The sequence below is a fragment of the Falsarthrobacter nasiphocae genome (genome assembly GCF_031456275.1).
Lineage (GTDB): Bacteria > Actinomycetota > Actinomycetes > Actinomycetales > Micrococcaceae > Falsarthrobacter > Falsarthrobacter nasiphocae.
Genome location: NZ_JAVDUI010000001.1, coordinates 1,064,729 through 1,090,770 on the forward strand (window position 1 = coordinate 1,064,729; position 26,042 = coordinate 1,090,770).

Annotated in this window: 19 protein-coding genes and 3 rRNA genes; 11 read left to right on the top strand and 11 right to left on the bottom strand. The window is 67.0% G+C overall.

Translation table 11 applies throughout. From position 1 onward, the window contains the following. From J2S35_RS04825 to J2S35_RS04835, 3 genes are read right to left on the bottom strand one after another with little or no spacing between them, the layout of a single operon-like run. Positions 1-855, bottom strand: coding sequence for a glycerophosphodiester phosphodiesterase (locus J2S35_RS04825; RefSeq protein WP_309850426.1), 855 nt, complete (start codon positions 853-855; stop codon positions 1-3). Beyond that, positions 848-1,741, bottom strand: coding sequence for an HAD family hydrolase (locus J2S35_RS04830; RefSeq protein ID WP_309850429.1), 894 nt, complete (start codon positions 1,739-1,741; stop codon positions 848-850). The genes J2S35_RS04825 and J2S35_RS04830 overlap by 8 nt, the downstream gene beginning before the upstream one ends. Beyond that, positions 1,738-2,241 (bottom strand): YbhB/YbcL family Raf kinase inhibitor-like protein, encoded by a 504-nt coding sequence (locus J2S35_RS04835; protein ID WP_309850432.1) that lies wholly within the window; start codon positions 2,239-2,241, stop codon positions 1,738-1,740. The genes J2S35_RS04830 and J2S35_RS04835 overlap by 4 nt, the downstream gene beginning before the upstream one ends. A 202-nt stretch (positions 2,242-2,443) precedes the next feature. Here J2S35_RS04835 and J2S35_RS04840 point away from each other — a divergent pair, with 202 nt between their 5' ends. Continuing rightward, a complete protein-coding gene (locus J2S35_RS04840) occupies positions 2,444-3,622 on the top strand; it encodes a GTP pyrophosphokinase (protein ID WP_309850436.1) in 1,179 nt (392 codons plus the stop codon). Positions 3,623-3,735: 113 nt separating this feature from the next. Then, positions 3,736-4,116 (top strand): ATP dependent DNA ligase, encoded by a 381-nt coding sequence (locus J2S35_RS04845; protein WP_309853044.1) that lies wholly within the window; start codon positions 3,736-3,738, stop codon positions 4,114-4,116. A 176-nt stretch (positions 4,117-4,292) separates the two neighbouring features. Here the strand turns inward: J2S35_RS04845 and rrf are convergent. The 4 genes from rrf to J2S35_RS04865 form a co-directional block, all read right to left on the bottom strand. After that, a 5S ribosomal RNA gene (rrf, locus tag J2S35_RS04850) occupies positions 4,293-4,409 on the bottom strand. Between the two features lie 205 nt (positions 4,410-4,614). Beyond that, a 23S ribosomal RNA gene (locus J2S35_RS04855) occupies positions 4,615-7,749 on the bottom strand. A 479-nt stretch (positions 7,750-8,228) separates the two neighbouring features. Further along, positions 8,229-9,759, bottom strand: a 16S ribosomal RNA gene (locus J2S35_RS04860). Together the 16S, 23S and 5S rRNA genes form the textbook arrangement of a ribosomal RNA operon. A 553-nt stretch (positions 9,760-10,312) precedes the next feature. After that, positions 10,313-11,821: a VOC family protein gene (locus tag J2S35_RS04865; protein ID WP_309850439.1), complete on the bottom strand. Its 1,509-nt coding sequence runs from the start codon at positions 11,819-11,821 to the stop codon at positions 10,313-10,315. Positions 11,822-11,996: 175 nt separating this feature from the next. Between J2S35_RS04865 and J2S35_RS04870 the strand changes: the two genes are divergently transcribed. Beyond that, a complete protein-coding gene (locus tag J2S35_RS04870) occupies positions 11,997-13,625 on the top strand; it encodes a stealth conserved region 3 domain-containing protein (protein ID WP_309850441.1) in 1,629 nt (542 codons plus the stop codon). 30 nt (positions 13,626-13,655) lie between these two features. Here the strand turns inward: J2S35_RS04870 and J2S35_RS04875 are convergent, their stop codons facing one another. Continuing rightward, a complete protein-coding gene (locus tag J2S35_RS04875) occupies positions 13,656-14,498 on the bottom strand; it encodes a phosphodiesterase (protein WP_309850443.1) in 843 nt (280 codons plus the stop codon). Between the two features lie 309 nt (positions 14,499-14,807). Between J2S35_RS04875 and J2S35_RS04880 the strand changes: the two genes are divergently transcribed. Next, positions 14,808-14,978, top strand: a complete 171-nt coding sequence (locus J2S35_RS04880; protein WP_309850444.1) for a CsbD family protein — start codon at positions 14,808-14,810, stop codon at positions 14,976-14,978. A gap of 151 nt (positions 14,979-15,129) precedes the next feature. On the opposite strand, the gene J2S35_RS04885 is transcribed toward J2S35_RS04880, so the two are convergent. Next, positions 15,130-15,951: a metal-dependent hydrolase gene (locus tag J2S35_RS04885; RefSeq protein ID WP_456151908.1), complete on the bottom strand. Its 822-nt coding sequence runs from the start codon at positions 15,949-15,951 to the stop codon at positions 15,130-15,132. Positions 15,952-16,014: 63 nt separating this feature from the next. Between J2S35_RS04885 and J2S35_RS04890 the strand changes: the two genes are divergently transcribed. The 5 genes from J2S35_RS04890 (at position 16,015) to J2S35_RS04910 (ending at position 19,457) form a co-directional block, all read left to right on the top strand. Then, the gene (locus J2S35_RS04890; protein WP_309850449.1) at positions 16,015-17,016 is read left to right on the top strand and encodes a glycosyltransferase family 2 protein; all 1,002 of its coding nucleotides are present in this window, start codon (positions 16,015-16,017) and stop codon (positions 17,014-17,016) included. Then, positions 17,013-17,441: a GtrA family protein gene (locus tag J2S35_RS04895; protein ID WP_309850451.1), complete on the top strand. Its 429-nt coding sequence runs from the start codon at positions 17,013-17,015 to the stop codon at positions 17,439-17,441. Before J2S35_RS04890 ends, J2S35_RS04895 begins: the two co-directional genes overlap by 4 nt. 122 nt (positions 17,442-17,563) lie before the next feature. After that, the gene (locus tag J2S35_RS04900; protein WP_309850454.1) at positions 17,564-18,796 is read left to right on the top strand and encodes an inorganic phosphate transporter; all 1,233 of its coding nucleotides are present in this window, start codon (positions 17,564-17,566) and stop codon (positions 18,794-18,796) included. A 17-nt stretch (positions 18,797-18,813) separates the two neighbouring features. Continuing rightward, positions 18,814-19,113: a hypothetical protein gene (locus J2S35_RS04905; RefSeq protein ID WP_309850456.1), complete on the top strand. Its 300-nt coding sequence runs from the start codon at positions 18,814-18,816 to the stop codon at positions 19,111-19,113. A 65-nt stretch (positions 19,114-19,178) separates the two neighbouring features. Then, positions 19,179-19,457 (top strand): DUF3349 domain-containing protein, encoded by a 279-nt coding sequence (locus tag J2S35_RS04910; RefSeq protein WP_309850459.1) that lies wholly within the window; start codon positions 19,179-19,181, stop codon positions 19,455-19,457. A 127-nt stretch (positions 19,458-19,584) separates the two neighbouring features. On the opposite strand, the gene J2S35_RS04915 is transcribed toward J2S35_RS04910, so the two are convergent. Beyond that, on the bottom strand, positions 19,585-20,844 hold the full coding sequence (locus J2S35_RS04915) for an MFS transporter (protein ID WP_309850462.1): 1,260 nt from the start codon (positions 20,842-20,844) through the stop codon (positions 19,585-19,587). A gap of 3 nt (positions 20,845-20,847) precedes the next feature. Next, positions 20,848-21,567: a siderophore-interacting protein gene (locus J2S35_RS04920; RefSeq protein ID WP_309850465.1), complete on the bottom strand. Its 720-nt coding sequence runs from the start codon at positions 21,565-21,567 to the stop codon at positions 20,848-20,850. A gap of 84 nt (positions 21,568-21,651) precedes the next feature. Here J2S35_RS04920 and J2S35_RS04925 point away from each other — a divergent pair, with 84 nt between their 5' ends. After that, positions 21,652-24,471, top strand: coding sequence for a GNAT family N-acetyltransferase (locus J2S35_RS04925; RefSeq protein ID WP_309850468.1), 2,820 nt, complete (start codon positions 21,652-21,654; stop codon positions 24,469-24,471). Beyond that, complete coding sequence (locus J2S35_RS04930; protein WP_309850470.1) at positions 24,468-26,042, top strand: pyridoxal phosphate-dependent decarboxylase family protein; 1,575 nt, start codon at positions 24,468-24,470, stop codon at positions 26,040-26,042. Before J2S35_RS04925 ends, J2S35_RS04930 begins: the two co-directional genes overlap by 4 nt.

A 26,042-nucleotide genomic window follows, 5' to 3' on the forward strand; every position in this document is an offset into this window, starting at 1 on the left:
CTAGGCCGCCGTCGTCCCGGTGCTCTGGGGCCACGCGCCCCGCTCGGCGAGGACGTCCGCGAGCGTGTCCCCGGCGTCGGTGACGATCCCGTCCACGCCGAGGCCCAGGAGGCGCTCCATGCGCTCGCGCTCGTTGACCGTCCACACGTGCACCTGGATCCCCAGGGCGTGCGCGCGGCGGACGAACCCGCGCGTCACCACAGGAATGCCCCAGTGCCTCTCGGGGACCTGGAACGCGACGACCCCCTCGAGCCTGCCACGCAGGGCCGAGCTGAGGCCGAGCGGCCCGGCCAGGACAAACGCCGCCACGAGTCCCATGCCAGGGGACTGGGCCAGGGACCGCCGCCCTGACAGCCTCTCGTATTCCGCCACACAGGCGGCGCGGCGCTCGTCGCTGAAGGACGTCACGAGGACCCGGCCCTCGAACCGGTAGCGGTGGATGAGGCGGGCCAGCGGCTCGGCGCCGCCAGCGTCCTTGATGTCGATGTTGAACCGCGCCCGCGGCCAGGCCAGCGCAGCACGGTGAAAGAGCTCGTCGAGGGTCACGAGCGGCTCGCCTCCCGCGGTGATCCTGCGGATCTCCGCGAGCGTCTTCTCCCCCACGCGCCCCCGGGCGTCCGTGAGCGCGTCGAGGTCCTCGTCGTGGAAGACGACGACGTGGCCGTCCGCCGTCGTCCTGATGTCCAGCTCGAGGTAGGCGTACCCGAGGCCCACCGCGTGCTCGAAGGCGAGGAGGGTGTTCTCCTCCCCGTTGCGGGGAAGACCCCGGTGGGCGATCCCGAGCGGCTGGCCCGCGAGGGGCCCGCCCGCCCGGTTGAGAAGGTAGGGGGCGCTCCCCACGCGCGGCTCAGCCATGGCTCCCCGCGCCGAGGTCGCCCCCGGAGCGGTCAAGCCCCGCGGGGAGCTCGCCCGTGGCCACCAGGTGCTCGAGAACCTGCGCCACGCCGTCCTCCTGGATCGGCGGCGCTGTGCGGTCCGCCGCCGCGACGACGTCCGGGTGGCCCGAGGCCATGGCGAACCCCGTTCCCACCCAGCGGAGCATCTCAAGGTCGTTGGGCATGTCGCCGAACGCGACGATCTCCTCCGGGCCCACCCCGAGGGCGTGCGCGTACTCGCCGAGGGTGCGAGCCTTGGTCACGTCCGCGCGGCCCACCTCGAACACCGCCATGCCCGCCACGGAGCGCGTCGCGTACGCGTCCGGGGAGACCCCCGCTGCGGCGCGGGCCAGGAACTCGTCCGGGTCCGGGCCGGAGGGGTCGAAGACGTGCAGCTTGAGCACCCCGCCCTCGAACACGCTTCCGTCCTCGCGAAGCGCCTCCGCGAGGTCCTCGACCACGAGCCCCGCCTCGAAGCCGGCCGGGAGGAACGGCTGCTCGATGACCGGCCCGGTCAGGGCCTCCGCCGCGAACGCGACCCCCGGGGCCAGGGCGCGGACAGCCTCGATGGTCTCGATCGCGTGGTGCGTCGGCAATGGCTCGGTCGCGAGGATCTCCTCGCTCTCGAGGTCATACACCGCCGCCCCGTTGGAGCAGATGATCCGGCCGATCCGGTGGCCTGCGGCGCCCATGCTCTCCGTCAGGGGAGCGAGGTACCACGGGGGGCGTCCGGTCACGAAGACCACCTCGTAGCCCGCAGCCCTCGCCGCCCCGAACGCCGCGACGCTCCGCGGGCTCACCGCGTGCGTGCCGTGGCTGACGATCGTCCCGTCGAGGTCGCAGGCAATCAGCCGGACCGGGGTCACTCGCCCTCGCCAGGCGTCTCGTAGGTCCCGACGATCCGCCCACGCCCCAGCGTGTGCCCGAACATCATGAAGCCCATCTTCGCGCCGCTCGCGTCCTCGGGGAGGTCCAGCTTCTCGACGTCGAGGGCGTGGACCACGAACATGTAGCGGTGAGGGCCGTGGCCCGCCGGCGGGGCGGCGCCCGTGTAGTCGCGGGACCCGCCGTCGTTCACCAGAACCAGGGCGCCCTCCGAGACGTCCTCACCGGCTGGGAGGGAGGTCAGGTCCGCGGGGAGGTTGGCAACGAGCCAGTGCCAGAAGCCCGAGCCCGTGGGAGCGTCCGGGTCCAGGCACGTGATGGCCAGGCTCTTCGTTCCCTCCGGCACGCCCGACCAGGACAGCTGGGGCGAGACGCTCTCCGGCGCAGCCTGCGCCTTGGGCAGCGGCTGCCCGTCCTCGAACGACTCGCTCGTGACAGGGAACGAGGGGACATCCGGAAGGCGGTCATACGGGTCAAACACAGTCGCTCCTAGGGTTGAGGGGACTCTGACCCTCCTAACCTAGCAAGTGCCCCAGAGCCCGCGGCCGACGACGGCCGGGGAACACGCGCGCCAGCCCGACGTCGGCCCCTTCTGGCGAAGCACGGGAGATTCCCGGCGCTCACCGAGGCTCGCTCGGTAGTCTGAGAGCGCTGTCTTGCACACCCCGCAGAGAGGAACCGTCATGCGGCAGAGGCGCCACTTGTCCGCCACGGGCCACGACCACACCACCTCGGCCGAGCTCGCGCGCAGCGTTCGCGCGTCCGTGGAGGAGTACATCCGCCTCCGTCCTGCCCTCGAGGCCGTCACCGCCGACGTCACGGAGAAGATCACACAGATCTTCGAGGGCTCAACCGTGCGGCCCCTCTTCATCGCCTCCCGGACGAAATCGGTGGAGAGCTTCGAGGAGAAGGCGTCGCGCGTCCTGCCTGCCATGGACGAGGACGAAACCGAGACGCTCATTTTCCCGGACCCCCTCAAGAACCTCAATGACCTTGTCGCCGTGCGCGTCATCGTCACTCTGCCCCACGAGATCCGGGAGGCGGCCGGGCTCATCAAGAGGGCCCGCGACATCTTCGACTGCCGGGGGGACAAAGAAAAGGACACGGGATCCATCGAGTCCGGCACCTATGGATATTCGAGCCGACACCTCATCCTGCGGACCCTGCAGAATGACGCAGTCCGCCATTACCAGTCCCTCCTTCCGGACGCGGACCCCAACCCCAACGGGGCATATTTCTTCGAAGTGCAGATCCGGACGGTCTTCGCACACGCATGGAGCGAGATCGAGCACGACATCCGCTTCAAGTCCGCCGACCGCCGCGCCTGGTCCCCCACCTTTGACCGGCAATTCACGGCCACGGCCGCGATGCTGGAAAAGGTCGAGGAGACGTTTGAGGACCTCAATGACGCCTACACGCGCGTCAGCGAATTCTGGGATCCCGAGTACGGCGGCGCCGTGCCCCTCACACCCGCCCGCATCCGCGAGGTGTGGGAGACGCTCCTGCCTCACGTGGACCGCAAGTTCGACGACGACTGGGGGTGGGCGGCCGAGCTCCTCGCCGCCCACGAGGTTGAGCGGACGGACCGGCTGTGCGAGCTCCTCGACGCCAACCGCATCCGCCACGTCCGCAGCGCCCTGGATCACCGGTACTCACCGGGACCGGACCGCCTGCTCGACGACGTCCTGCTCTGGGAGTTCGGGCAGGGGCACATCGACAGGACTGCCCCCGAGGGTGACGACGAGCTGCGCTCCCGCCGTGCGTCCCTCTCCCGCAGGCTCAGACAGATGCGCACGTACCGGCGCCTCCACCCGGAGGACTTCCCTCCCCCGCTGGCCCGTGAGGCAGAATCGGGAGCGTAAGCACCAATGCTGATCAGGGGAAGGGGCGCGCTATGACCACAGAAAAGGTGTCATCGTCCTCTGTGCCGTCTTCGCCCTCGAGCAGCGCTGTGGAGCCGGCGCGGCCTGGTGCCATGGAGCAGGACGTCATCATTGTGGGATGGCGTGCCGGGCGAGGCGCGCGATCGCGACGTATCGGATCCCTGCTCGTGGCTGTCCCGCGGGGTCTCGAGCTCCACTATGTCGGGCGCGTTGGCACCGGGTTCAAGGACGCGGAGCTGGCACAGCTGACCGCTCGCCTGCGTCACATGACGCGCAAGCTACCGCCGACGGACAACGAGATCCCCACCTCGGATGCCAAGGACGCGCACTGGGTGCGCCCGGCGCTGGTCGGGAGGGTGGCCTATCAAGGGTTCTCCGAGCATGGACGGTATCTGAGCCCGGTCTGGAAGGGCTGGCTTCAGGACAAGACCCCCTCGGAGGTCGCTTCCTTGCCGGGTGAAGAGGCCCACTAGCGGGCTAGGAGAGCGTGCAGGGCCACGGCCTCACGACCGCCGGGTGCTGCACGGGCCCTCGACCCCGGGATCTGCGCCTCTGAAGTGATGTGGCGCGCCGGGTTTTGGGCATAAAAAAGAGGGGGGAGAAAAAGGAAACACACACGGTGTTCCTTTTTCTCCCCCCTCGAAGAATTGTCCGGCTGCGACCTACTCTCCCACACCCTCACGAGTGCAGTACCATGGGCGCTGTGGGCCTTAGCTTCCGGGTTCGGGATGGGACCGGGCGTTTCCCCCACGCTATGACAGCCGTAACACTATACCCAACACCCACACACACAGGGCGGGCTGGGAAACCTATGATCAAAACATATCCTACCACACCCCCGCAGCCAATCCACAAAAGACAGACCACAAAGGGGGGGTGGTGGGGTTCTTGATCAAGAACCGCATAGGGACGCGAACACAACAGTCATTGCGACGTGCACAATCAACACCCACACACAAACGGTGTGGGGGGTGGTGTAAGTTATCGGCTTATTAGTACCGGTCAGCTCCACGGGTCTTTAGTCCCCGCTTCCACATCCGGCCTATCAACCCACTGGTCTAGGTGGGAGCCTCTCACACCAAAAGGTGCATGGAAATCTCATCTCGAAGTGGGCTTCCCGCTTAGATGCTTTCAGCGGTTATCCCTTCCGAACGTAGCGAATCAGCGGTGCACCTGGCGGTACAACTGACATACCAGAGGTTCGTCCGTCCCGGTCCTCTCGTACTAAGGACAGATCTTCTCAAATTTCCTGCGCGCGCAGCGGATAGGGACCGAACTGTCTCACGACGTTCTAAACCCAGCTCGCGTACCGCTTTAATGGGCGAACAGCCCAACCCTTGGGACCTACTCCAGCCCCAGGATGCGACGAGCCGACATCGAGGTGCCAAACCATGCCGTCGATATGGACTCTTGGGCAAGATCAGCCTGTTATCCCCGAGGTACCTTTTATCCGTTGAGCGACGGCCATTCCACAATGTACCGCCGGATCACTAGTCCCGACTTTCGTCCCTGCTCGAGATGTCTCTCTCACAGTCAAGCTCCCTTGTGCACTTACACTCGACACCTGATTGCCAACCAGGCTGAGGGAACCTTTGGGCGCCTCCGTTACTCTTTAGGAGGCAACCGCCCCAGTTAAACTACCCATCAGGCACTGTCCCTGACCCAGATCATGGGCCGAAGTTAGATATCCACGATAGCCAGAGTGGTATTTCAACGATGACTCCACGAACACTAGCGTGCCCGCTTCACAGTCTCCCACCTATCCTACACAAGCTACAGCGAATACCAATACCAAACTATAGTAAAGGTCTCGGGGTCTTTCCGTCCTGCTGCGCGTAACGAGCATCTTTACTCGTACTGCAATTTCGCCGAGTTTATGGTTGAGACAGCGGGGAAGTCGTTACTCCATTCGTGCAGGTCGGAACTTACCCGACAAGGAATTTCGCTACCTTAGGATGGTTATAGTTACCACCGCCGTTTACTGGGGCTTAAATTCTCAGCTTCACACCCAAAGGATGTTAACCGGTCCTCTTAACCTTCCAGCACCGGGCAGGAGTCAGTCCGTATACATCGTCTTGCGACTTCGCACGGACCTGTGTTTTTAGTAAACAGTCGCTTCCCCCTGGTCTCTGCGACCCTGACCCGCTCACCACAGCATGTGTGGATCACAGTTGGGGTCCCCCTTCTCCCGAAGTTACGGGGGCATTTTGCCGAGTTCCTTAACCATAATTCTCTCGATCGCCTTAGTATTCTCTACCTGATCACCTGTGTCGGTTTGGGGTACGGGCAACAGCCAACCTCGCGTCGATGCTTTTCTCGGCAGCATAGGATCACTCAATCCCCCCAAACGGGGGTCCCATCAGATCTCAGGCTCACACGTGACGGATTTGCCAATCACGCACCCTACATCCTTAGACCAACTCTTCCAATCGTTGGCTGAGCTACCTTCCTGCGTCACACCTGTTAATACGCTTACCTCCCCAGTTCAGGTCCCGCGCTCCCCGTCACAGTCATCACAAAACCAAAGGCCTTGCAACAATCACGGACGGTTCGGGCGGTTAGTATCACCAGCTCAGTATGGGCGGTTGACCACTGGTACGGGAATATTAACCCGTTGTCCATCGACTACGCCTGTCGGCCTCGCCTTAGGTCCCGACTAACCCAGGGCAGATTAGCTTGACCCTGGAACCCTTGATCATCCGGCGGACGGGTTTCTCACCCGTCTTTCGCTACTCATGCCTGCATTCTCACTCGTGTGGGCTCCACGACTAGTTCACACTGCCGCTTCACTGCCCACACGACGCTCCCCTACCCATCCAGACAACTGAACCACGAAGGCTAGTCGAATATCTGAATGCCACAACTTCGGCGGTGTACTTGAGCCCCGCTACATTGTCGGCGCGGAATCACTTGACCAGTGAGCTATTACGCACTCTTTCAAGGGTGGCTGCTTCTAAGCCAACCTCCTGGTTGTCACAGCAACTCCACATCCTTTCCCACTTAGCACACGCTTAGGGGCCTTAGTTGGTGGTCTGGGCTGTTTCCCTCTCGACTATGAAGCTTATCCCCCACAGTCTCACTGCTACGCTCTCACTTACCGGCATTCGGAGTTTGGCTGACGTCAGTAACCTTGTAGGGCCCATCGGCCATCCAGTAGCTCTACCTCCGGCAAGAAACACGTAACGCTGCACCTAAATGCATTTCGGGGAGAACCAGCTATCACGAAGTTTGATTGGCCTTTCACCCCTACCCACAGCTCATCCCCTCCATTTTCAACTGAAGTGGGTTCGGTCCTCCACGACGTCTTACCGTCGCTTCAACCTGGCCATGGGTAGATCACTTCGCTTCGGGTCTAGACCGTGCCACTCAAACGCCCTATTCAGACTCGCTTTCGCTACGGCTTCCCCACACGGGTTAACCTCGCGACACAGCACTAACTCGCAGGCTCATTCTTCAAAAGGCACGCTATCACCCCACAAAAAGGGCTTTAACGGATTGTAGGCACACGGTTTCAGGTACTATTTCACTCCCCTCCCGGGGTACTTTTCACCTTTCCCTCACGGTACTTGTCCGCTATCGGTCATCAGGAAGTATTTAGGCTTACCAGGTGGTCCTGGCAGATTCACACGGGATTTCTCGGGCCCCGTCCTACTTGGGAAACAACACACAAGCGCACGCACGTAACCGGTTACGGGACTCACACCCTCTCTGGTCGGCCATTCAAAACCGTTCACCTCACGCCATGCCATCCTTGCCACAGAAAAGCAGCCCTGTGACGGTTGCTCCCACAACCCCGCTGATGCAACCCCTGCTCGGTATCACACACCAACGGTTTAGCCTCATCCGCTTTCGCTCGCCACTACTCACGGAATCACTTTTGTTTTCTCTTCCTATGGGTACTGAGATGTTTCACTTCCCCACGTTCCCTCCACATGGCCTATGCGTTCAGCCATGGGTCACCGCATCAAGTGCGGCGGGGTTCCCCCATTCGGACATCCTGGGATCAACGCTCGGTTATCAACTCCCCCAGGCTTTTCGCAGATTCCCACGTCCTTCATCGGCTCCTGATGCCAAGGCATCCACCGTGCGCCCTTAAAAACTTGACCACACCACACAACACCCACAAGGATGCCGCATGGATGATCGCACACAGAACAATCAAGAAAAAATTCTCGAACATTGCAATAAAATTGATGCTCGCGTCCACTATGCAGTTCTCAAACAACAACCCACTCCACACCAACCAACCACACACAGTGCGATCAGCCCAGCTGCAGGCAGGACAACCAGAAACACACAACCCGACCATCCAACAGGACAGCCCAGATTGTTGCTTCAGGACCCAATAGTGCACCAAAGACCAGCCACACACCCCAACACACCCCTTTCCATCCCAACCAGGCCCCCACCGAAGCAGGAAACCCATCAGAAGTACTCAGGACACGCCAGAAACATGACCAGCCACAATTCGTTGAGATTCCACCCATGAGCACTCACCACGACACACTCGGCCGTGCAATGAGTAACACTGACACACACCCACCACCACAATCGCGGTGACAGGCCATGTGTAGTAGCTCCTTAGAAAGGAGGTGATCCAGCCGCACCTTCCGGTACGGCTACCTTGTTACGACTTAGTCCCAATCGCTCGTCCCACCTTCGACGACTCCCTCCCACAAGGGGTTAGGCCATCGGCTTCGGGTGTTACCAACTTTCGTGACTTGACGGGCGGTGTGTACAAGGCCCGGGAACGTATTCACCGCAGCGTTGCTGATCTGCGATTACTAGCGACTCCGACTTCACGTGGTCGAGTTGCAGACCACGATCCGAACTGAGACCGGCTTTTTGGGATTAGCTCCACCTCACAGTATCGCAACCCATTGTACCGGCCATTGTAGCATGCGTGAAGCCCAAGACATAAGGGGCATGATGATTTGACGTCGTCCCCACCTTCCTCCGAGTTGACCCCGGCAGTCTCCCACGAGTCCCCACCATTACGTGCTGGCAACATGGAACGAGGGTTGCGCTCGTTGCGGGACTTAACCCAACATCTCACGACACGAGCTGACGACAACCATGCACCACCTGTGAACCAGCCTCAAAGAGGGGCGACCATCTCTGGCCGTTACTAGTCCATGTCAAGCCTTGGTAAGGTTCTTCGCGTTGCATCGAATTAATCCGCATGCTCCGCCGCTTGTGCGGGCCCCCGTCAATTCCTTTGAGTTTTAGCCTTGCGGCCGTACTCCCCAGGCGGGGCACTTAATGCGTTAGCTACGGCGCGGAAAACGTGGAATGTCCCCCACACCTAGTGCCCAACGTTTACGGCATGGACTACCAGGGTATCTAATCCTGTTTGCTCCCCATGCTTTCGCTCCTCAGCGTCAGTTACAGCCCAGAGACCTGCCTTCGCCATCGGTGTTCCTCCTGATATCTGCGCATTTCACCGCTACACCAGGAATTCCAGTCTCCCCTACTGCACTCTAGTCTGCCCGTACCCACTGCAGACCCGGGGTTGAGCCCCGGGCTTTCACAGCAGACGCGACAAACCGCCTACGAGCTCTTTACGCCCAATAATTCCGGATAACGCTTGCGCCCTACGTATTACCGCGGCTGCTGGCACGTAGTTAGCCGGCGCTTCTTCTGCAGGTACCGTCACTTTCGCTTCTTCCCTACTGAAAGAGGTTTACAACCCGAAGGCCGTCATCCCTCACGCGGCGTCGCTGCATCAGGCTTGCGCCCATTGTGCAATATTCCCCACTGCTGCCTCCCGTAGGAGTCTGGGCCGTGTCTCAGTCCCAGTGTGGCCGGTCACCCTCTCAGGCCGGCTACCCGTCGTCGCCTTGGTGAGCCATTACCTCACCAACAAGCTGATAGGCCGCGAGTCCATCCAAAACCACTACAAACGTTTTCCACTCCCATGCCATGCGGCAGGAAGTCGTATCCGGTATTAGACCCAGTTTCCCAGGCTTATCCCAGAGTTAAGGGCAGGTTACTCACGTGTTACTCACCCGTTCGCCACTCATCCACACCAGCAAGCTGGTGCTTCAGCGTTCGACTTGCATGTGTTAAGCACGCCGCCAGCGTTCATCCTGAGCCAGGATCAAACTCTCCGTAAAAAACATACGAAAGAACACCAGCAACCAGACCGGGAAAACGGTCACAGCACTGATGCCAATCAAAATTGGTTTTCACCATGGCTATAAAACTTTTGTCACTGACCAGCCCACAGGGTGCGGACCAGCCAGACAACTATTGTCTACAACCAAATGTAAATAATTCGGTCTCAACAAACTTGGCACACTATTGAGTTCTCAAACAACAATCACTAGTCCGGCACCACAGCCAACCCGAAACCCTCAGGCTCCTCATCGTTGGCCGCTCGCTCCGAAGCAACTTTTCAAGCTTACCAGGTCTTCCAGCTCTTCGCAAGTCCTGATCCGTTCGTTCCCGAACCGTTCATCCCTTGCGCTGCTTTCCGTAACCCGGCGCGAGATAAAACTCTACACGGGCCCCGCCGAGAACACAACTCGAACGGGCTCCGAACGGCGTGACGTGCGACACGCGCCTGAGGCCCGCCCCAAGAGCCGCTCCACTGCGACCCGAGACTCACCCCATGTCCACCCTCGGGCGCCCCACACGAGACCAGCCAGGCTGGCCGCCCCCGGTGCCCTATCGGCGCCCCTTGCCGCCGGTTCCCTTGCCGCCCCCGCGGCCACCTCGGCCGCCTTGGCCCGCGCGTCCGCTCTGACCCCCGCGGCCCGCCTTGGCACCGCGGACGCCGCTCCGGGCACCGCCGCCACCGGCACCGCGCCCGCCGTTGCGCTGCCCTGACCCTCCGGCCCGCGAGCGCCCGCGCCCCGCGGCCCCGTCGTCGTCGACTGAAGAGGAGGAGCCCTGCCGCTCCTTCAGGCGACGCTGCGCCTCCGCCTGCTGCCGCTCCTGCACCGAAGGCTGACGCGAGCTCTCCGCGCGCCTGCCGCGCACAATCCCCACGAACTCCTCGATGACCGGATGGTTCTGTCCCGTGGCCGGGTCCTGCCACGCCTTGTCGAAGCACAGCCACACCCGCGTTCCCTCGAGAAGCTCAGCGCGGGCACCCTGGGGGGCGAGGCTCTCGAGGCCCAGGGTGCCCGGGTCCGTATCCGTGAGAGGGCGGGTCTCCGTGTCGCGCCGCCCAAAGACGCGCGCGACCGCCTGCGGCACCACCGCAACGCCCGCGCCGTTCCCCGCGAGGCCGCTCGCCGCCTCATACCCGAGGCTCGCCACGTCCAGGAGCTCGTCGTCGGCGAGGGCGCACACCGGCATCTCCTCCGCGAGGGCCCCCACGTGCTCGCGCGGCAGCACGGCCACGGGCGCCTCCGCATAGAGGGGAATGGTCAGCAGGCCCTCGCGCCCGCGCACCGGCGCGCCATCCGGGCCGGTCCGGGCAAAGAGAACGTGGGCGGTCGCCAGCGCGTCGAGCTGGGCGGCCTCGTCGACATGGACGACGACGGCCGGCACGTCCGGACGCCTCTCCGCCCACCGGTCCAGCCACTTGCCGGGCTGGACACCGGGGACCAGAGCCACCGTGAGGGAGGACAGTGGCCCAGCGGGACTGGGGACAAGCGGGGCTGGGGGGTCGGCCTGCTCGGGGCTCGCCTCCGGGGCCGTGCTGCTGTCCGGTGCGGCGCTGCTGCCTGGGTTGCCTGCGGCGGTTTCCCCTGGGGCAGTGTCCTCAGATGTGGCCTCGAGCTCGGACACCACGAGCCGGGACATGCCCATCATTGCGGCACCGACCCGCCCCGCCGATTCCCCGCCAGCGGCCATGAGCTCGCCGAGGCGTCGCGGCACCACTTGCCACGAGACGCCGAACCGGTCCTTGAGCCAGCCGCACTGGCCTTCCTCCCCGCCGTCCGAGACGAGGCCGTCCCACAGCGCGTCCACCTCGGCCTGGTCCTCACAGAGGAGGGAGATGGAGAAGTATTCACTCGGGGGAAACTGCGGGCCCCCATTGAGGGCCTGAAACTGCACGCCGGCCAGCTCGAACTCGACCATGATGGCCGTGCCCGCAGGGAAGGACGCCCCCTCCCCGTACCGGCTCACACTGGTGACGCGGGAGCCGGGCACAAGCGACACGTACAGCTCCGCCGCCTCCTCGGCCTGCCCGTTGAACCAGAGGCACGATGACACCGTGGCCATGGGGATCCTTTCCGCGCGCCGGGTGCGGTGTCCGGCGCGGCCCGACGCGGCCCGAAGGTGGCGGGAGCCCCCAACGGCGGCGCCGTCCGTACCATTGATCCTACTGAGATCCTCGTGACCCTCCCATGGGCGGTCCCGACGGCCCGCCCCGGGCCCGCCACTGCCCCCAACCAGAATGGAGCTCGCCGTGACCGAAGCCGTCACTCCTGATGTCGTCTTCCATGGCGGCCCCGAGCCGGAGCCCCGTTCCCGCGACGTCCGCGAGGTCTCGTCCTCCGCGGCCGGCGCCCGCTTCGCCAACAGGTCCGACATCACCCACCACCAGGGGCGATACACGCTCATCAACAAGGGCCTCACGCCCCACGAGGCCATGGTGGAGGACCTGCTCTTCGTCCGCGAGGTCCTCGAGTCCGCAGGCCTGCGCTACATGCTCGTCCGGGGAAATGACGCGCGGCCCGTCGTCGCCATCGATTGGGCAGACCGCAAGCGCCTCCGGGAGGCGCTCGTCGCCGCATGCCAGACGGAGCCGTTCTATGCGATGGCCGTGGACTCGAAGAAGAGCGAGGCGGTCCTCGTCTCAGACGGAAAGATCTCCCCCTCGAAGAGCTCCCGCATGATCCGGCTGTACCGCCCGCGGCTCGACCCGGCTGGCGGCCTGAGCTACGGCCAGGGCACCGGCGTGCAGATCGAACTGTGGCGCTGGGAGGGGCAGGAGCTGCACCTGCCGATCGAGAACTCCGTGACGCGCCGTCGCCTGCCCGCGGAGGAGGCCGTGCGAGGGACGGTCGAGCGCTTCGGCCACACCTGGCCCACCATCGAGAACATGTTCGCGGACCATGCGACGGACATCCGGTTCGAGATCGACGTCGTCTTCTCCTGGGTGGACGGCAACAACAAGGACTTCCAGCGGTACCGCGCCTCCTTCATGGAGAACGCCGTGGTGGGCGAGGGCGACGACGCCGAGGCCCGCTTCCGCCAGATCAACGAGCTCAAGTATGCGCTGCGGTCGATCCACATGTTCGCCCCCTGGGTGCGGCGCATCTACATCTGCACGGACTCCCCGGTGCCGGCGTGGCTCAACGAGGAGCACGAGCAGATCCGGATCGTCCGTGCCGCCGACCACTTCGAGGACACATCCGTCCTGCCCGTCTTCAACTCGCAGGCCATCGAGGCGCAGCTGCAGAACATCGAGGGGCTCTCCGAGCACTTCCTCTACTCGAACGACGACATGTTCCTCGGCCGACCGCTCGGCCCGGACATGTTCTTCTCGCCGGGCGGGATCACGAAGTTCATCGAGGCCGACACGCGCATCGGCCTTGGCGACAACCACCTCGACCGCTCCGGGTTCGAGAACGCGGCGCGTGTGAACCGCCGCCTCCTCTTCGAGCGCTTCGGCCGCATCACGACCCGCCACCTCGAGCACACGGCTGCTCCCCTGCGCGTCTCTGTCCTCAAGGAGATGCGCCAGGAATTCGCCGAGGAGTTCATTCAGACGTCCGCGAGCCGATTCCGGCAGAAGGACAACATTTCGGTCACCAATTCGCTGTACCACTACTACACCCTGCTCACCGGCAGGTCTGTGCAGAAGGTCGGCGCCAAGGTCACCTACGTGGATACGACCATGTATTCCGGCCTGAAGACCCTCGAGAAGCTCTTGCGGAAGCGCAACCAGGACTTCTTCTGCCTCAACGACGGCAGCTTCCCGGAGGTGCCGGCTCAGGAGCGCCAGGAGCGCGTGGTCGGCTTCCTCGAGGCGTACTTCCCGTTCCCCGCCCCGTGGGAGAAGGAGACGACGACGGGCTGACGCAACGCGGTCCCCGCCGGCCGGCGAGGGTCAGTCGCGCTGGACCAGCCCGGCTGCGGCCAGGCGGCTCACCACGGTGGCGCTGTCCACGGGCTCGCCGACCTCGAGGCCGCCGGCGGCGGGCACCACCGTGTGGACGATGGTCTCGTCGTAGACGTGAACGAGGTTGAACGTCTGGGCCGCGTCTCGCCCGCGCGTGGCACGGACACCGTCCGCGTCCACCTCGGCCAGCAGATCCTGCGTGTAGCACGTGGATGACGCCACGGAGACGGGGATCCCTGCGCAGGTCGCGGCCGACGAGTAGTGCAAGTGCCCGGCGAGGATGGACCGCACATCCGTGCCCCGGACGGCGTCCGCGAACTCCCGTTGACCTCGCAGCTCCACGAGCTGGGCGAGGGGCTGGATGACCGGGATAGGCGGGTGGTGCATGGCGATGATCGTGCCCCGGGGCGCCGGCTCGCTCAGGACCCCGCGGAGCCAGTCCAACTGGGACGGATCGAGCTGTCCGTGGTGGTGGCCCGGGACGGTGGTGTCGAGGACAACGACGCGGAGGCCATCGACGTCGTAGACCTCGTCCACGGGGTCCTCGCTCGGCTCTTCGCCGCGGAGGTATTCGCGCATCGCGGAGCGGGTGTCGTGGTTGCCCATGGCCCAGATGAGACGAGCCCCGATCTTCTCGGCCACGGGCTCAACCATGCGGCGGAGCCTCTGGTACGCGGCAGGCTCGCCGAGGTCTGCCAAGTCCCCGGTGAAGATCATGGCGGATGCGCGCTGCCCGCTCTCAAGGATGGAATCGAGCATCCGCTCGAAGGCCTCGTCCGCGTCCACACCCCCGTAGAGCGGGCCTGAGCCCGTGAAGTGGGTATCGCTCACGTGGAGCAAGGTCTGGCGGGCTGGGGGGTGTTCCGTCTTCGACACGATGTGCTCGGTTTCGGCTCGGAGTGCTGGGTCCAGGAACTATTCCATCACACGAACGAGCGAGAGCTAGCGGCGCTCAGATGCGGCGGCGCGGTCGCTCCAGCCCTCGCGAATCGACGAGGCCTTGCCTGCCCATCCCCCGACCGGCCCGCAGATACTGATGATTCACACAGGAAGGTACAAGAATTATCCCAGGGAAGGCTGATTAAAGTAGGGCTCAGAACCCGTTGATCAACGGCGGGCCATTGAGGAAAGGAAAAGACCATGGGACTTGGAGACAAGATCAGCAACGCGGCTGAGGACCTCAAGGGCAAGGCCAAGGAGACCGCTGGCAAGGTGACCGACAACGAGCAGCTTCAGGCCGAGGGCCAGGGCGACCAGCTCGCCGCCGGCGCCAAGAAGGTCGGCGAAGACGTGAAGGACACCTTCAAGTAAAGACCCTCCGCGCTAGGCCCGAAAGGCCCGCGTTGTTATACGAAGGCCCTGCTCACCCTGCGTGAGCGGGGCTTTCGTCGTTGAAGCCCAACCCCGCTCCTGCCCCCTTTCAGCAGGAGGGCGGGGAGCGAGCCGCCACGTCACCTCCGCACTACAACCCGCCCCCGCCCGACCACAGACCCAGCGCCTGCGCCGCGGAGAGCAGAAGCCCCACCGTGGCGTAGAGGGACAGGGGCGTCATGAGGAGCCACTCCCGGAGTGAGCCGGTCAGTCCGAGCACGGGCACAGCGAACCGGCGCCCCGAGACCGGCCAGAGCAGCGCGACGCCCCCTCGCGTCAGTGCGTCTCCGAGAACGTGGGCGGCAACCCCGAGCCCGATGGCCCAGGGGAACCACGCCTCCCCGCCCGGCCCGGCGGCGGCCACCGCGAGGGCCACAGCGATCCCCACAAGCCAGCCAGTCTTGGGGCCCGGGACGATCTTCAACGCAGTGAAGGCCAGGGATCCGAGGAGCAGCGAGGCGAGCACCGGCACCCACGGGGTGCGCCCGGCGAGCACCGCGAAGATCACGGCGACGGCGATGCCTGCGAGCGAGTGGGTGCCCTGGCGATGTCCGCCTGCGGCTGCCTCCACAACGCGCGCGCCGACCGAGCTGATGGGCGGCAGGGCCCGGGTCAGAGTGGCGCGACGGTGGTCGAGGTCCGGCAGGAGGGCCGCCCCCGCGCAGACCAGGGACCCCGTGGCCACGCCCGCCGGGTCAAGGGGCATCAGGCCCGCCCCCAACGTGGTGGACGTCAGCCCCACCCACAGTGCGGCCCCGCTCGCCGCGTGGTGCCCGCCCATCATTGCTTCCGTGCCTGCCTCTCCTCGTCCGAAACGCCTGGCCCCGAAGCCCCTCACCGGGGCCCGTCCAGGAGATTCCATCCTGTCAGGAGGGGTGGACACGTTGAGGGAACGCGATGGGCCCAGCGCCATCCTCAGACGCGGCACAGCCCCACAACTGCGGCTTGACAGTTCACCTCGACTAACCTGAGAACCATGCTCCCGAATCTTTCCGTCGTCGTACCGGTGTACAACGAAGAAGAAGTCCTTCCGCTCCTTGTCGAGCGTCTGAAGCCGGCCCTCGACGCCATCAACACGAGCTATGAAGTGGTCTTCGTGGACGACGGCTCCGCAGACCAGAGCCCCGCGCTCCTTCAGCGGATTGCCCGCGAGTGGGAGAACGCGCGCATCATCCGCCTGCGGGCCAATGCGGGCCACCAGGCGGCCATCACGGCGGGCCTGGCGCGCTCCCGCGGCGAGTGGGTCGCGACCATCGACGCCGACCTCCAGGACCCGCCCGAGGTCATCGGCGAGATGCTCGAGACCGCCCTCCGGGAGAAGGTGGACGTCGTCTACGGCGTGCGGACCGACCGCTCCACCGACACCTATTTCAAGCGCACCACGGCCGAGGGCTTCTACCGGCTCATGGCGCGCATGGGCGCCAAGGGGGCCATGAACGCCGGCGACTTCCGTCTCATCAGCCGCGCCACCGTGGAGGCCGTGCTGGCCCTGCCGGAGCACGGCCGCGTCCTGCGCCTCGTCATCCCCGCCCTGGGCTTCCCCTCGGCAGAGGTCGGCTACAAGCGGGAGGTCCGCGCCGCCGGGGACTCCAAGTACCCCCTGTCCAAGATGCTCAAGCTGACGCTCGACGCCGTCACGGGCCTGTCCCACGCGCCGCTTCGCCTGGCGACCTGGATGGCGGGAATCGGTTTCGTCGTCGCCTTTGGCGTGGGCATCTACGCCCTGGTTGCGAAGGCCACCGGGGACCCGAGCAGCGGCTGGGCCTCGACGGTCTGCATCATGGCCGCCCTCGCCGCGCTCCAGCTCCTGTGCCTCGGCATCCTGGGCGAGTACGTGGGGCGGATGTACCTCGCCATGCAGGCGCGCCCCAGCCATTACGTGGCCTATGACAGCCTCGAGCAGCCGCTTCCGCGGGGGGACGAGCGCCAGGACGAGCCTCAGCCCGCGCCGCACTCCAGCACGCCGCTCGCCCCGTGACGTCCTCGCCGGCCTCCGGGCGCCTCGCAGGGCTGCGGCAGAACCAGTTCATCCGCTTCGCGATGACGGGCGTCGCCAACACCGCGATCTATTACGTCCTCTACCTCCTGCTGCTTCTCGTGGCGCCGTACCTTGTGGCGCATGTCGTGGCGTGGGTTTCCGGGATGGTCTTCTCGTTCTTCGCCAACTGTGTGTTCACGTTCAAGGTGCGCCCCACGTGGGGCCGGTTCCTCGCCTTCTTGGGCGCGCCCCTCATGACTCTCGCCTTGTCCTCGGTGCTCTCCTGGCTTTTCGTGGACGTGTGGGGAGTGTCCGACGTCGTTGGGCCGCTGCTCGCGAGCCTCGTCTCGATGCCGGTGTCGTTCCTGGCCACGAAGCTCCTCCTGACGAACTCCCGGCACGACCGCGCCACCCCCGTGGTCTAGACCGGTCCCATAGCGGGCCAGGTCACACGGGAGGTTAACAACAGATGAACGAATGCGGGCGTGTTCGTTAATTTCTCCGCCGCCCTTCCTTGAGAGGCCTCGACGGGGAGCACACTTGAACCATGGGTCCCGAACTCTTCATTCTCGTCCTCGTCATCGGCACGGCTCTCGCCTTCGACTTCACGAACGGCTTCCACGACACAGCCAACGCCATGGCGACCTCGATCGCCACAGGCGCGCTCAAGCCCAAGAAGGCCGTGGCGCTCTCGGCGGTCCTCAACCTCATCGGCGCCTTCCTCAGCATCGAGGTCGCCCTCACGGTGACGAATGCCGTCATCAACATCCAGTCGCCCTCCGGGGCGCCGAAGCCCGAGTTCCTCGAGAACGGCGGGCACCAGCTCCTCATGCTGGTCCTCGCAGGCCTCGTCGGCGCGATCATCTGGAACCTCCTGACCTGGCTGTTCGGCCTTCCCTCAAGCTCATCCCACGCGCTGTTCGGCGGGCTCGTCGGCTCGACGATCGCCGCCCTCGGGTTCGCGGGCGTCAACTGGCAGGGTGACGGGCACAAGCTCGGCGGCGTGGTCGGCAAGGTCATCCTCCCGGCTCTCCTCTCCCCGCTCATCGCCGGCATCATCGCGGCCGTGGGCACATGGCTCATCTACAAGATCACCAGCTCCGTGGCCGAGCGCTACAAGGAGAAGGGTTTCCGCTGGGGCCAGATCGGCTCCGCCTCCCTCGTCTCCCTCGCCCACGGCACCAACGACGCCCAGAAGACGATGGGCGTCATCACCCTGGCCCTCATCGCCTCCGGACAGTGGCACCACACGGACGAGATCCCGTTCTGGGTCAAGGTCGCGTGCGCCGTCGCCATCGCCCTCGGCACCTACCTCGGCGGGTGGCGCATCATCCGCACGCTGGGCAAGGGCCTCGTGGAGATCTCCTCGCCGCAGGGAATGGCAGCCGAGGGCGCCTCGGCCGCCACGATCCTCGCCTCGAGCCACCTCGGCTTCGCGCTCTCGACGACCCACGTCGCCACGGGCTCCATCCTGGGAAGCGGCGTCGGCAAGCCGGGCGCCCAGGTGCGCTGGAGCGTCGCGGGCCGCATGATGGCCGCCTGGGTCATCACGCTCCCGGCCGCCGGTCTCGTCGGCGCGGCCACCTACTGGGCCGGATCGCTCCTGCCGGGCGTCTGGGGCGCCATCCTCATCATGGCCATCCTCATCGGCCTTTCCGGGTGGATGGTCCTCCGGTCCCGCAAGGACGTCGTCGACCACAACAACGTCAACCACGACTGGGACGGCGAGCCCGCCGACGCCCCCACCGAGCCCGCCGCGCCTGAGCGCGCGACCGTCTGAACGCGGAAGGAACCCTCATGAGCAACCTTGGCTTCGCGCTCGACGCCGCCTGGAAAGTCCTGACTGTCGGCCTGCTGCTGGGCGCCGGGCTGCCGGCCCTCTTCGCCGTGGGCATCCGCTCGCTCGCGTGGGGCACCGCCCACGAGACCACCGGGGACGTGCAGACGCACCCCGCCGGCCGGGTCATCGCGTACCTGTGCTTCGCCCTCGTGGCGGTGGCCATCGCGTGCGGCATCCTCGTCGTCGTCTCCTCGGGACTCGGCAAGGCCGTCGACTTCTCGCACGGATTCCCCATCCTCGTCGACAAGGGCCACTAGGCCCGCCAACGGACCCGCTGGCTGAGCCACGGCCCAGCCGGGAGCCCTGAACCCAGGAAGCAGCCGTGAACATTGTCGCTCGCACCCTCGCCTGGATCCGCGCCGGTTATCCGGCGGGCGTCCCCCAGTCCGACTACCAGCCCCTCCTCGCCCTCCTGCGCCGCCGTCTGACAGAGGCCGAGGTGCAGGAGATCGCGCGCCGATTCGAGGACGGCGGCGTGCTGGAGGAGCCCCGCGTGGACGTGGGCGTCGAGATCACGAAGGTCACCGACGAGACGCCGAGCGAAGAGGACATCGCCCGGGTTCTCCGCCACCTCGAGGGCACCGGGCTCGACCCCCACTAGCAGCCTCCCGCTCCTCCTGATCCCTCCCGTTCCGGGGCGGGTTTCGCACGACTGGAGGCCCAAAATCGTGCGAAACCCGCCACGAAACGGGGGAAGAGCGGCGGGAGGGACGTGTGCGGGCGGAGTCCTAACCCGCCGCGCGCCCCAGCCCGCGCCAGGCCGTCAGGGCCCCAAGGGCCGCGACGGCGAACGACACCCAGGCCGCAGCGCCGTATCCCGCCGCCTGCGCCAGGGTGAGCACAGCCCAGGCGGCCAAGAACGAGAGGGCGAGCGGGATGCACGTGAGGAGGGTGAAGTCGCTCCCCGCATGATCCGGCCGGGCAAACCGCAGCGCCTGCGCGTACACCGTCACGTTGAGGACCGTGTAGCCGGACAGGAGGAGGCCCACGCCTGCGGCAGCCGCCGTGAACGATCCCCCGCCCGCGAAGACCGGCCCCAGGCCCCAGACACCCGCCGCGAGGACCGCAATGCCAAGACCCACACCTGCCCGCCGGCCCCACTTGGCCGAGATCCAGCCAGCGAGCAGCCCCGCGGCGATCGCCGGGAGGGAGGCCCACGTCAGCGTGATGAGGCCGACTTCGGACAGACTCCGCCCGGAGTCCGTGAGCGCCGGCGTCACGAGGGAGTAGGCCCCGGCAGAACCCATGTAGAGCAGCGGCATGGCGACGAAGCACCAGGCCCGCGCCTCCGCACTGGCGAAGACGCCGAAGAAGTCGCCGAGACTCCGCGGCCCGGCCGGGGAGTCAGCCTCACTCGACGCAACACCCGTCGCTGGATCCCCCACTACGTGCTCGGCCTCACGATGAGTGATGACGGGGATGAGCGCCACCGCCGTCGTCAGCGCCAGGAGGACGGCGGCAGCACGCAGCCCCCAGTGATCCGCGACGATAACGGCCCCCGCACCCCCCACAAGGTTCCCGACGTAACTCGCCGAGACCTGGACTGCGCTGCCAAGGTCCCGCCGGCCGCCTGCGAGGCCGCGAACGGAGAGCGCGTCCGCGGCAATGTCCTGGGTGGCGCTCATGATGATGAAAAGCCCGACGACGGCCACGAGCAGTGGGAGCTGCTCCGAGGGCCGGGACACCAGCGCCAGACCCAGCAGGGCGAAGACCATGAGCGGCTGGAGGAGAAGGAGCCAGGCCCGGTAGTGGCCTGCACCCGCGAAGCGAGGGCTCCAGGAGGCCGGGGTGAACCGGTCCAGCAGGGGAGCCCACAAGAACTTGAGCGGCCAGACGAGACCGAGAAGCTGAATGAGACCGAGCGTGGACAGGCTCACCCCGTCCGCGCGAAGGATCGCCACGAGCCCCACGGACAGGAAGCCGACGCCGATGAACTGCGTGGCGTAGAGCGCCGTCAGGAGCCTGAGGGAAACACCGGGCGACGACACTGCCTAGGCCCCCTTCCAGTAACCGAGAGCGGAGACGGCTGTCTTGGGAACGCCGTGCTCGTGTCGGAGAGCCTTGACGAGAGCCCGTGTGCGGGCTGCCTCGAGGGCGACCCATACCCGCTGCCCCTGTGGCCTGACGAGGCGAGCCACCTCCTCTTCAACCCGCGGCCCGCCCGGCGAGCAGCGGACGAGGGAATGGGAGGGGCGGAGGCGGACGGGCACGTCGGCGTCGTCCTCCCGCGCCTGCTCGAGAACGATGTCCGCGGGGGCGTCGCCCAGGTGGTCCAGGAGGGAGTTGATCGCGGGGAGGGCGGCCATGTCCCCCACCACCAGGGTCCGCTCCCACGGGGTGCCCTCTGCGGGGCCCTCGCCGTCCCAGTCGTACCGGCTGCCGAGGAGGCTGGCCTCGATCGTCTGCCCGGGCGCGGCTGCGCGGGCCCAGTCCGAGGCGATCCCCTCGTGGAGGGCGAACTCCAGCCACGCGTTCCCCGAGGCAGGGTCGGGGTCCACGAGGGTGAAGGCCCGCTGGTGCGGGCGGCCGCCGTCGTCGAACCACAAACGCAGCCACATGGTGGGGTGGATGCCCTCTTCCGCCAGGAGCGGCCCGCAGTTGACATGCACGCGGCGGAAGCCCGGCGTGACGGCCTCGGCGGCAAGCACGCGGAGAGTGGTCTGTTTTGAGCCCATCGCCTTCATGACGAGGCGCTCCAGGCGAACGGCCATCGGTTTCTCCTCTTCGAGTTCCCTATTACGAAACTATGTCCTATCGTAATCGAGGACTGAGGTAAGCCTAACCTGTGGAGAACCGTGAGCGGAACCATCGAACGATGCGCCCAGGGCATCCCCACCCTGACGGCCCCGACCCCCTCTGGCCTCGCCCGCCTCCAGGGGCGGGCCACCGCAGAGGACCGGGCCTGGCAGCTGGCGGTGGACGGGTGGCGCCTGGCTGGAGAATCCGCCGCCCGGCTCGGCAAGGGCCACGCCGAGCTGGACCGCCTCGTGTCCGCCGTGGATCTCCCGGGCCTCGCCCGCCGGTGCTTCGACCGCGCCGCCCCGCACGCCCAGGACTTTGCTGCGGCCTACGCGGACGGGGTCAACGGGGCTCTGCCCGCCGCACTGGCACAGGACCGCATAGCCCTGACGGCCGGGTTGGAAGACGCGGCGCCTCACTGGGAGCCCTGGACGCCCGTCGGGTTCATGCTCCTGGCCCACCTCCTGATGGGCGCCTTCCCCGAGACACTCTGGCGGGAGCATGCGCGGCGCACGGTCGGCCCAGACCTGGCGCCGCTCCTGCTCGCGGACCCGCCGCGATCGTCCGGGAGCAACGCCTGGCTTGTCCCGGGCCGTCTCACAGCCGACGGCCGCCCCCTGCTCTGCGCGGACCCGCACAGGCTCCTTGAGTGGCCGGGCCCCTATCACCAGGTCCGCCTCCGGGGTCCCGGGATCCGAGCAGACGGCCTCGCATTTCCGGGGTTCCCGGGCGTGCCCCACTTCGGCCAGACCGCGAGCGCCGCCTGGGTGGTCACCAACGCGATGGCCGACAATCAGCCCCTCATCCGCGGGCCGGGGCGTCCGGAAACGGGAGCGCACCCCGGGTCCCCGTTTCCCGAGGCCGCCAGGGATGCGGACGGGCCCCTGCACCTCGCATGGTCACCGATGGTCCACGGGGACGGCGGCCTGGGCACAAGCCTGGCCCTCTTGCGAGCCGCGAGCGCTGAGGACGTCGCCGCCGCCTTCGCCTCCTGGACCGATCCCGTCAACCGGGTCATCGCCGCGGACGTGTCGGGGAACGCGCTGAGCTTCACAGCCGGACGTGTCCCGCGCCTCCCCGAGGAGTCGCGCTTGTGGGCCATTGGGCCCCAGCCGCCAGATCCTCGCGGCGGCCCCTCCTCCCCCGCTGTCCCCCGAAAGAACGACGACGGGGCCCGCCCGCCTGGACCCCGTGCGGGCGGGCCGACCGCGGCGGAGATGCCGGGCGGCGGCATGTGGGAAGAGCGCCCCGTCTCTCGACTGGAGGGCCTGTGGGTGGACGCGAACGAGCACAAGCAGAGCGAGCGGCGTCTCGGGTTCGCGTCGTGCTCGCCCCAGCGCGCGGAGCGCATCCGCGAGCTGCTCGACGCCCTCGCAGAGTCGGGGCCGATCCGAGCGGAAGACGCATCCCGGGTCGCGCTCGACACGCTCGATCGCGAAACGCGCAGTGTCGTGCGCCAGTGCGCGGCGGCCGCCCTCGATCTGGCTGCGGCCGCGGACTCGGCGGGGCCAGGCCCCGCGGCCCCGTCGTCGTGCTCCCCGCCGCCCGCCCCCGACGCGGCCGAAACCGGCCCTGATGACCAGGCCCGGGCGCTCCTGGCACGGATCGCCGCCTGGGACGGGCGGTTCGACGCGCACTCTCGCACCGCCTCCGAGGTCTCCGCGTGGCGACACGAGCTCATCAGGCTCATCGCAGCCGAGCCCATGCTGGCCCCGCTCGGCGAGGACTCGGGCCTTTCCCCGCTCTTCGCCCCGTGGCTCGACCCGGCCTCTCGGATCGGCTATGCCCTCCCGACCGTCATCCGCCACGCGCCGCGGTTCGGCCTGGACCTCGGGCACCTTGCCCTCGAGGCGGCCCGGCGAGCCGCCGCCGTCGGCCCCGCCCGCCCGTGGGGCGAATCCCATTGCGCAATCCCCCTCGCGACCCTCCCGTCCGCCCTGGAGCCCGCGCCCCGCGGGCTCATTCCCGCCCCGATCGGCACCGGCGGGGACGGCGGGTGCGTGCTCGCGGCGAGCTCCTCCCCCGGGCACTCCGACGCGTCCCTCCGAGCGCCCTCCGCCCGCGTCACGTGGGTCGTGGGGGACCCGGACTCCTCCCGCTGGGTTGTCCCGTGGGGCGCCGCGGGGTCCCTGTCCTCCCCTCATGCTTCCGACCAGGCTTCCGCCTGGGCCGAAGGCCGGACGTTCGGGGTCAGCCCCGCGCCCGGCGTCGTCCCCTCCCCCGCCGCAAGACACACCCCGATCCCACCAGTGAAAGGCGACACCGTGCACGAGCATCTGAGCGAGACGACAGACCTGGGAGGAGGATTCACCCTCCGGCCCCTCGACCCCACCAAGGACGCGGAGATCGTCCACGCCTGGACCCGCGACGAACGGGCCCAGTTCTGGGGCATGAGTGAGCAGACCCTGGAGGAGATCCGCGGGATCTACGACTGGCTCGACGAGTCGGAGACCCATCACGCGTACGCGGTGTGCCTGGACGGGGCGATGATCGCCGTCTTCCAGACCTACGATCCACGGCACGACGAGGTGGGCACGACCTTCGAGGTCCGCGACGGCGACCTTGGGGTCCACTTCATGATGGGGCCGCGGCTGCCGGACGGGGCGGGGCCTGCCGCCCCCGGGAGAGTCTCGCTCACGTCCACTGTTCTGGCAGCCCTGGCCCCGGCCGTCCTGCGGGCGACGGGAGCGCGGCGGATCGTCGCGGAGCCTGATGCTCGCAATCACCGCGCGCTCGCCCGCCTCACGGCGGCCGGCTTCCGCCTGGGGGATGAGGTCTGGCTTGAGGGCGCGGGGAAGACCGCGCGCCTCGCCTTCTTGGAAGTGAACGACGACGCGGCCGCCGCGCTCGGACTCGCGCTGGAGGTGGCCAAGTGAACACGCTGGCGGCCTTGACGGACCCAGGCGAGGCGCCCAGCCCCCTCGGCCAGCTCCTCAACGAGGAGAACACCACCCGGTACCTCCAGAGCGTCGGCCTGGCGCACGGTGTCGTGGCAGACGCGGTGCGCAGTGCCGACCGCCCGTCCACAGGCGCCCGCCCGGAGGAGGTCGCCGCGCTCGTCGACGCGGTTGACCTGGACCGCCCCGTTGACCTCCGCACGAGCCTCGCCGAGCTGGAGCGCATCTACCTGAAGGATGCCGTCTGGTTCCACCACCCGGGCTACGCGATGCACCTGAACTGTCCCGTCGCCCTCCCTGCGCTCGCAGCCGAGGCCGTCATCGCGGGCGTCAACACCTCCATGGACACATGGGACCAGTCCGGTGGGGCCACGATGATCGAGCGCCGCCTCATCCGCTGGACCGCCGGCCTCATCGGCTGGGAGTCCGGGGCGGACGGCGTCTTCACGTCCGGTGGCACCCAGTCCAACCTCCAGGCCATGCTCCTGGCCAGGGGGCGCGCGCTTGCGGCCCAGGCGCGCCTCGACCCGGACGCCGCCGCGCTCCCCATGCCGGAACGGCTTCTCGGGCTGCGGATCTACACGAGCGCGGACTCTCACTTCTCCATCGCCAACGCCGCAGACCTGCTGGGACTGGGGCGGGCCGCCGTCGTCGCCATCCCCACCGGGGAGGACCGCCGGCTGGACCCCGCAGCCCTGGAGGCCCGGCTCCGGGCGGACCGGAGGCGAGGCCTGAGGCCTATGGCCGTCGTGGCCACCGCGGGCACGACCGACTTCGGGGCCATCGACCCCCTGCCCCGCATGGCACGCGCGGCCCGCGAGCACGGCGCATGGTTCCACGTCGACGCCGCGTACGGGGGCGGCCTGCTCGCCTCCAGCCGCCTGGCCCCGCTGCTCGAAGGCATCGAGGGCGCGGACTCCGTGACGCTCGACTTCCACAAGACGTGGTTCCAGCCGGTGGCCTGCTCGGCAATCGTGGTGCGGCGGGCCGCGGACCTCGATCTCATTCGGCACCACTCGGACTACCTCAACCCCGCGAGCGTCTCCGACGCGGAGTCCCCCAATCAAGTCCACAAGTCCCTCCAGACCACGCGGCGTTTCGATGCGCTCAAGCTGTGGACCACGCTGCGGGTCCTGGGGCGGGAGGGGATCGGCGAGCTTGTCGAGGGGGTTGTTGACCTGGCACGCGAGGCCGAGCGGGTCCTCACCGAACGCGGCGACATGGCTCTGCGCGCGCCCGTCCAGTTGTCCACGCTCGTCTTCCAGTACCGGCCGGAGGGGATCGACGCCGACGAGGCCGGGCGCCTCGTGGCCGAGACCCGCCGGCGCGTCCTGGCCCGCGGCGAGGCGAACGTCGCGAGCACCACGGTCGACGGCGTCCCGCACTTGAAGCTCACGCTCCTCAACCCCGCCATGACACAGGGCGGCGTGTCCCGGATCCTCGACCTCGTCGCAGACGCGGGCCGGGCGGCCCTCTCCGCGCGCCGCGCCGACGTCCGCGACGCCGGCGCCCACAACCCCGCAGACCACCTCATCACCACGGAGGCCTAA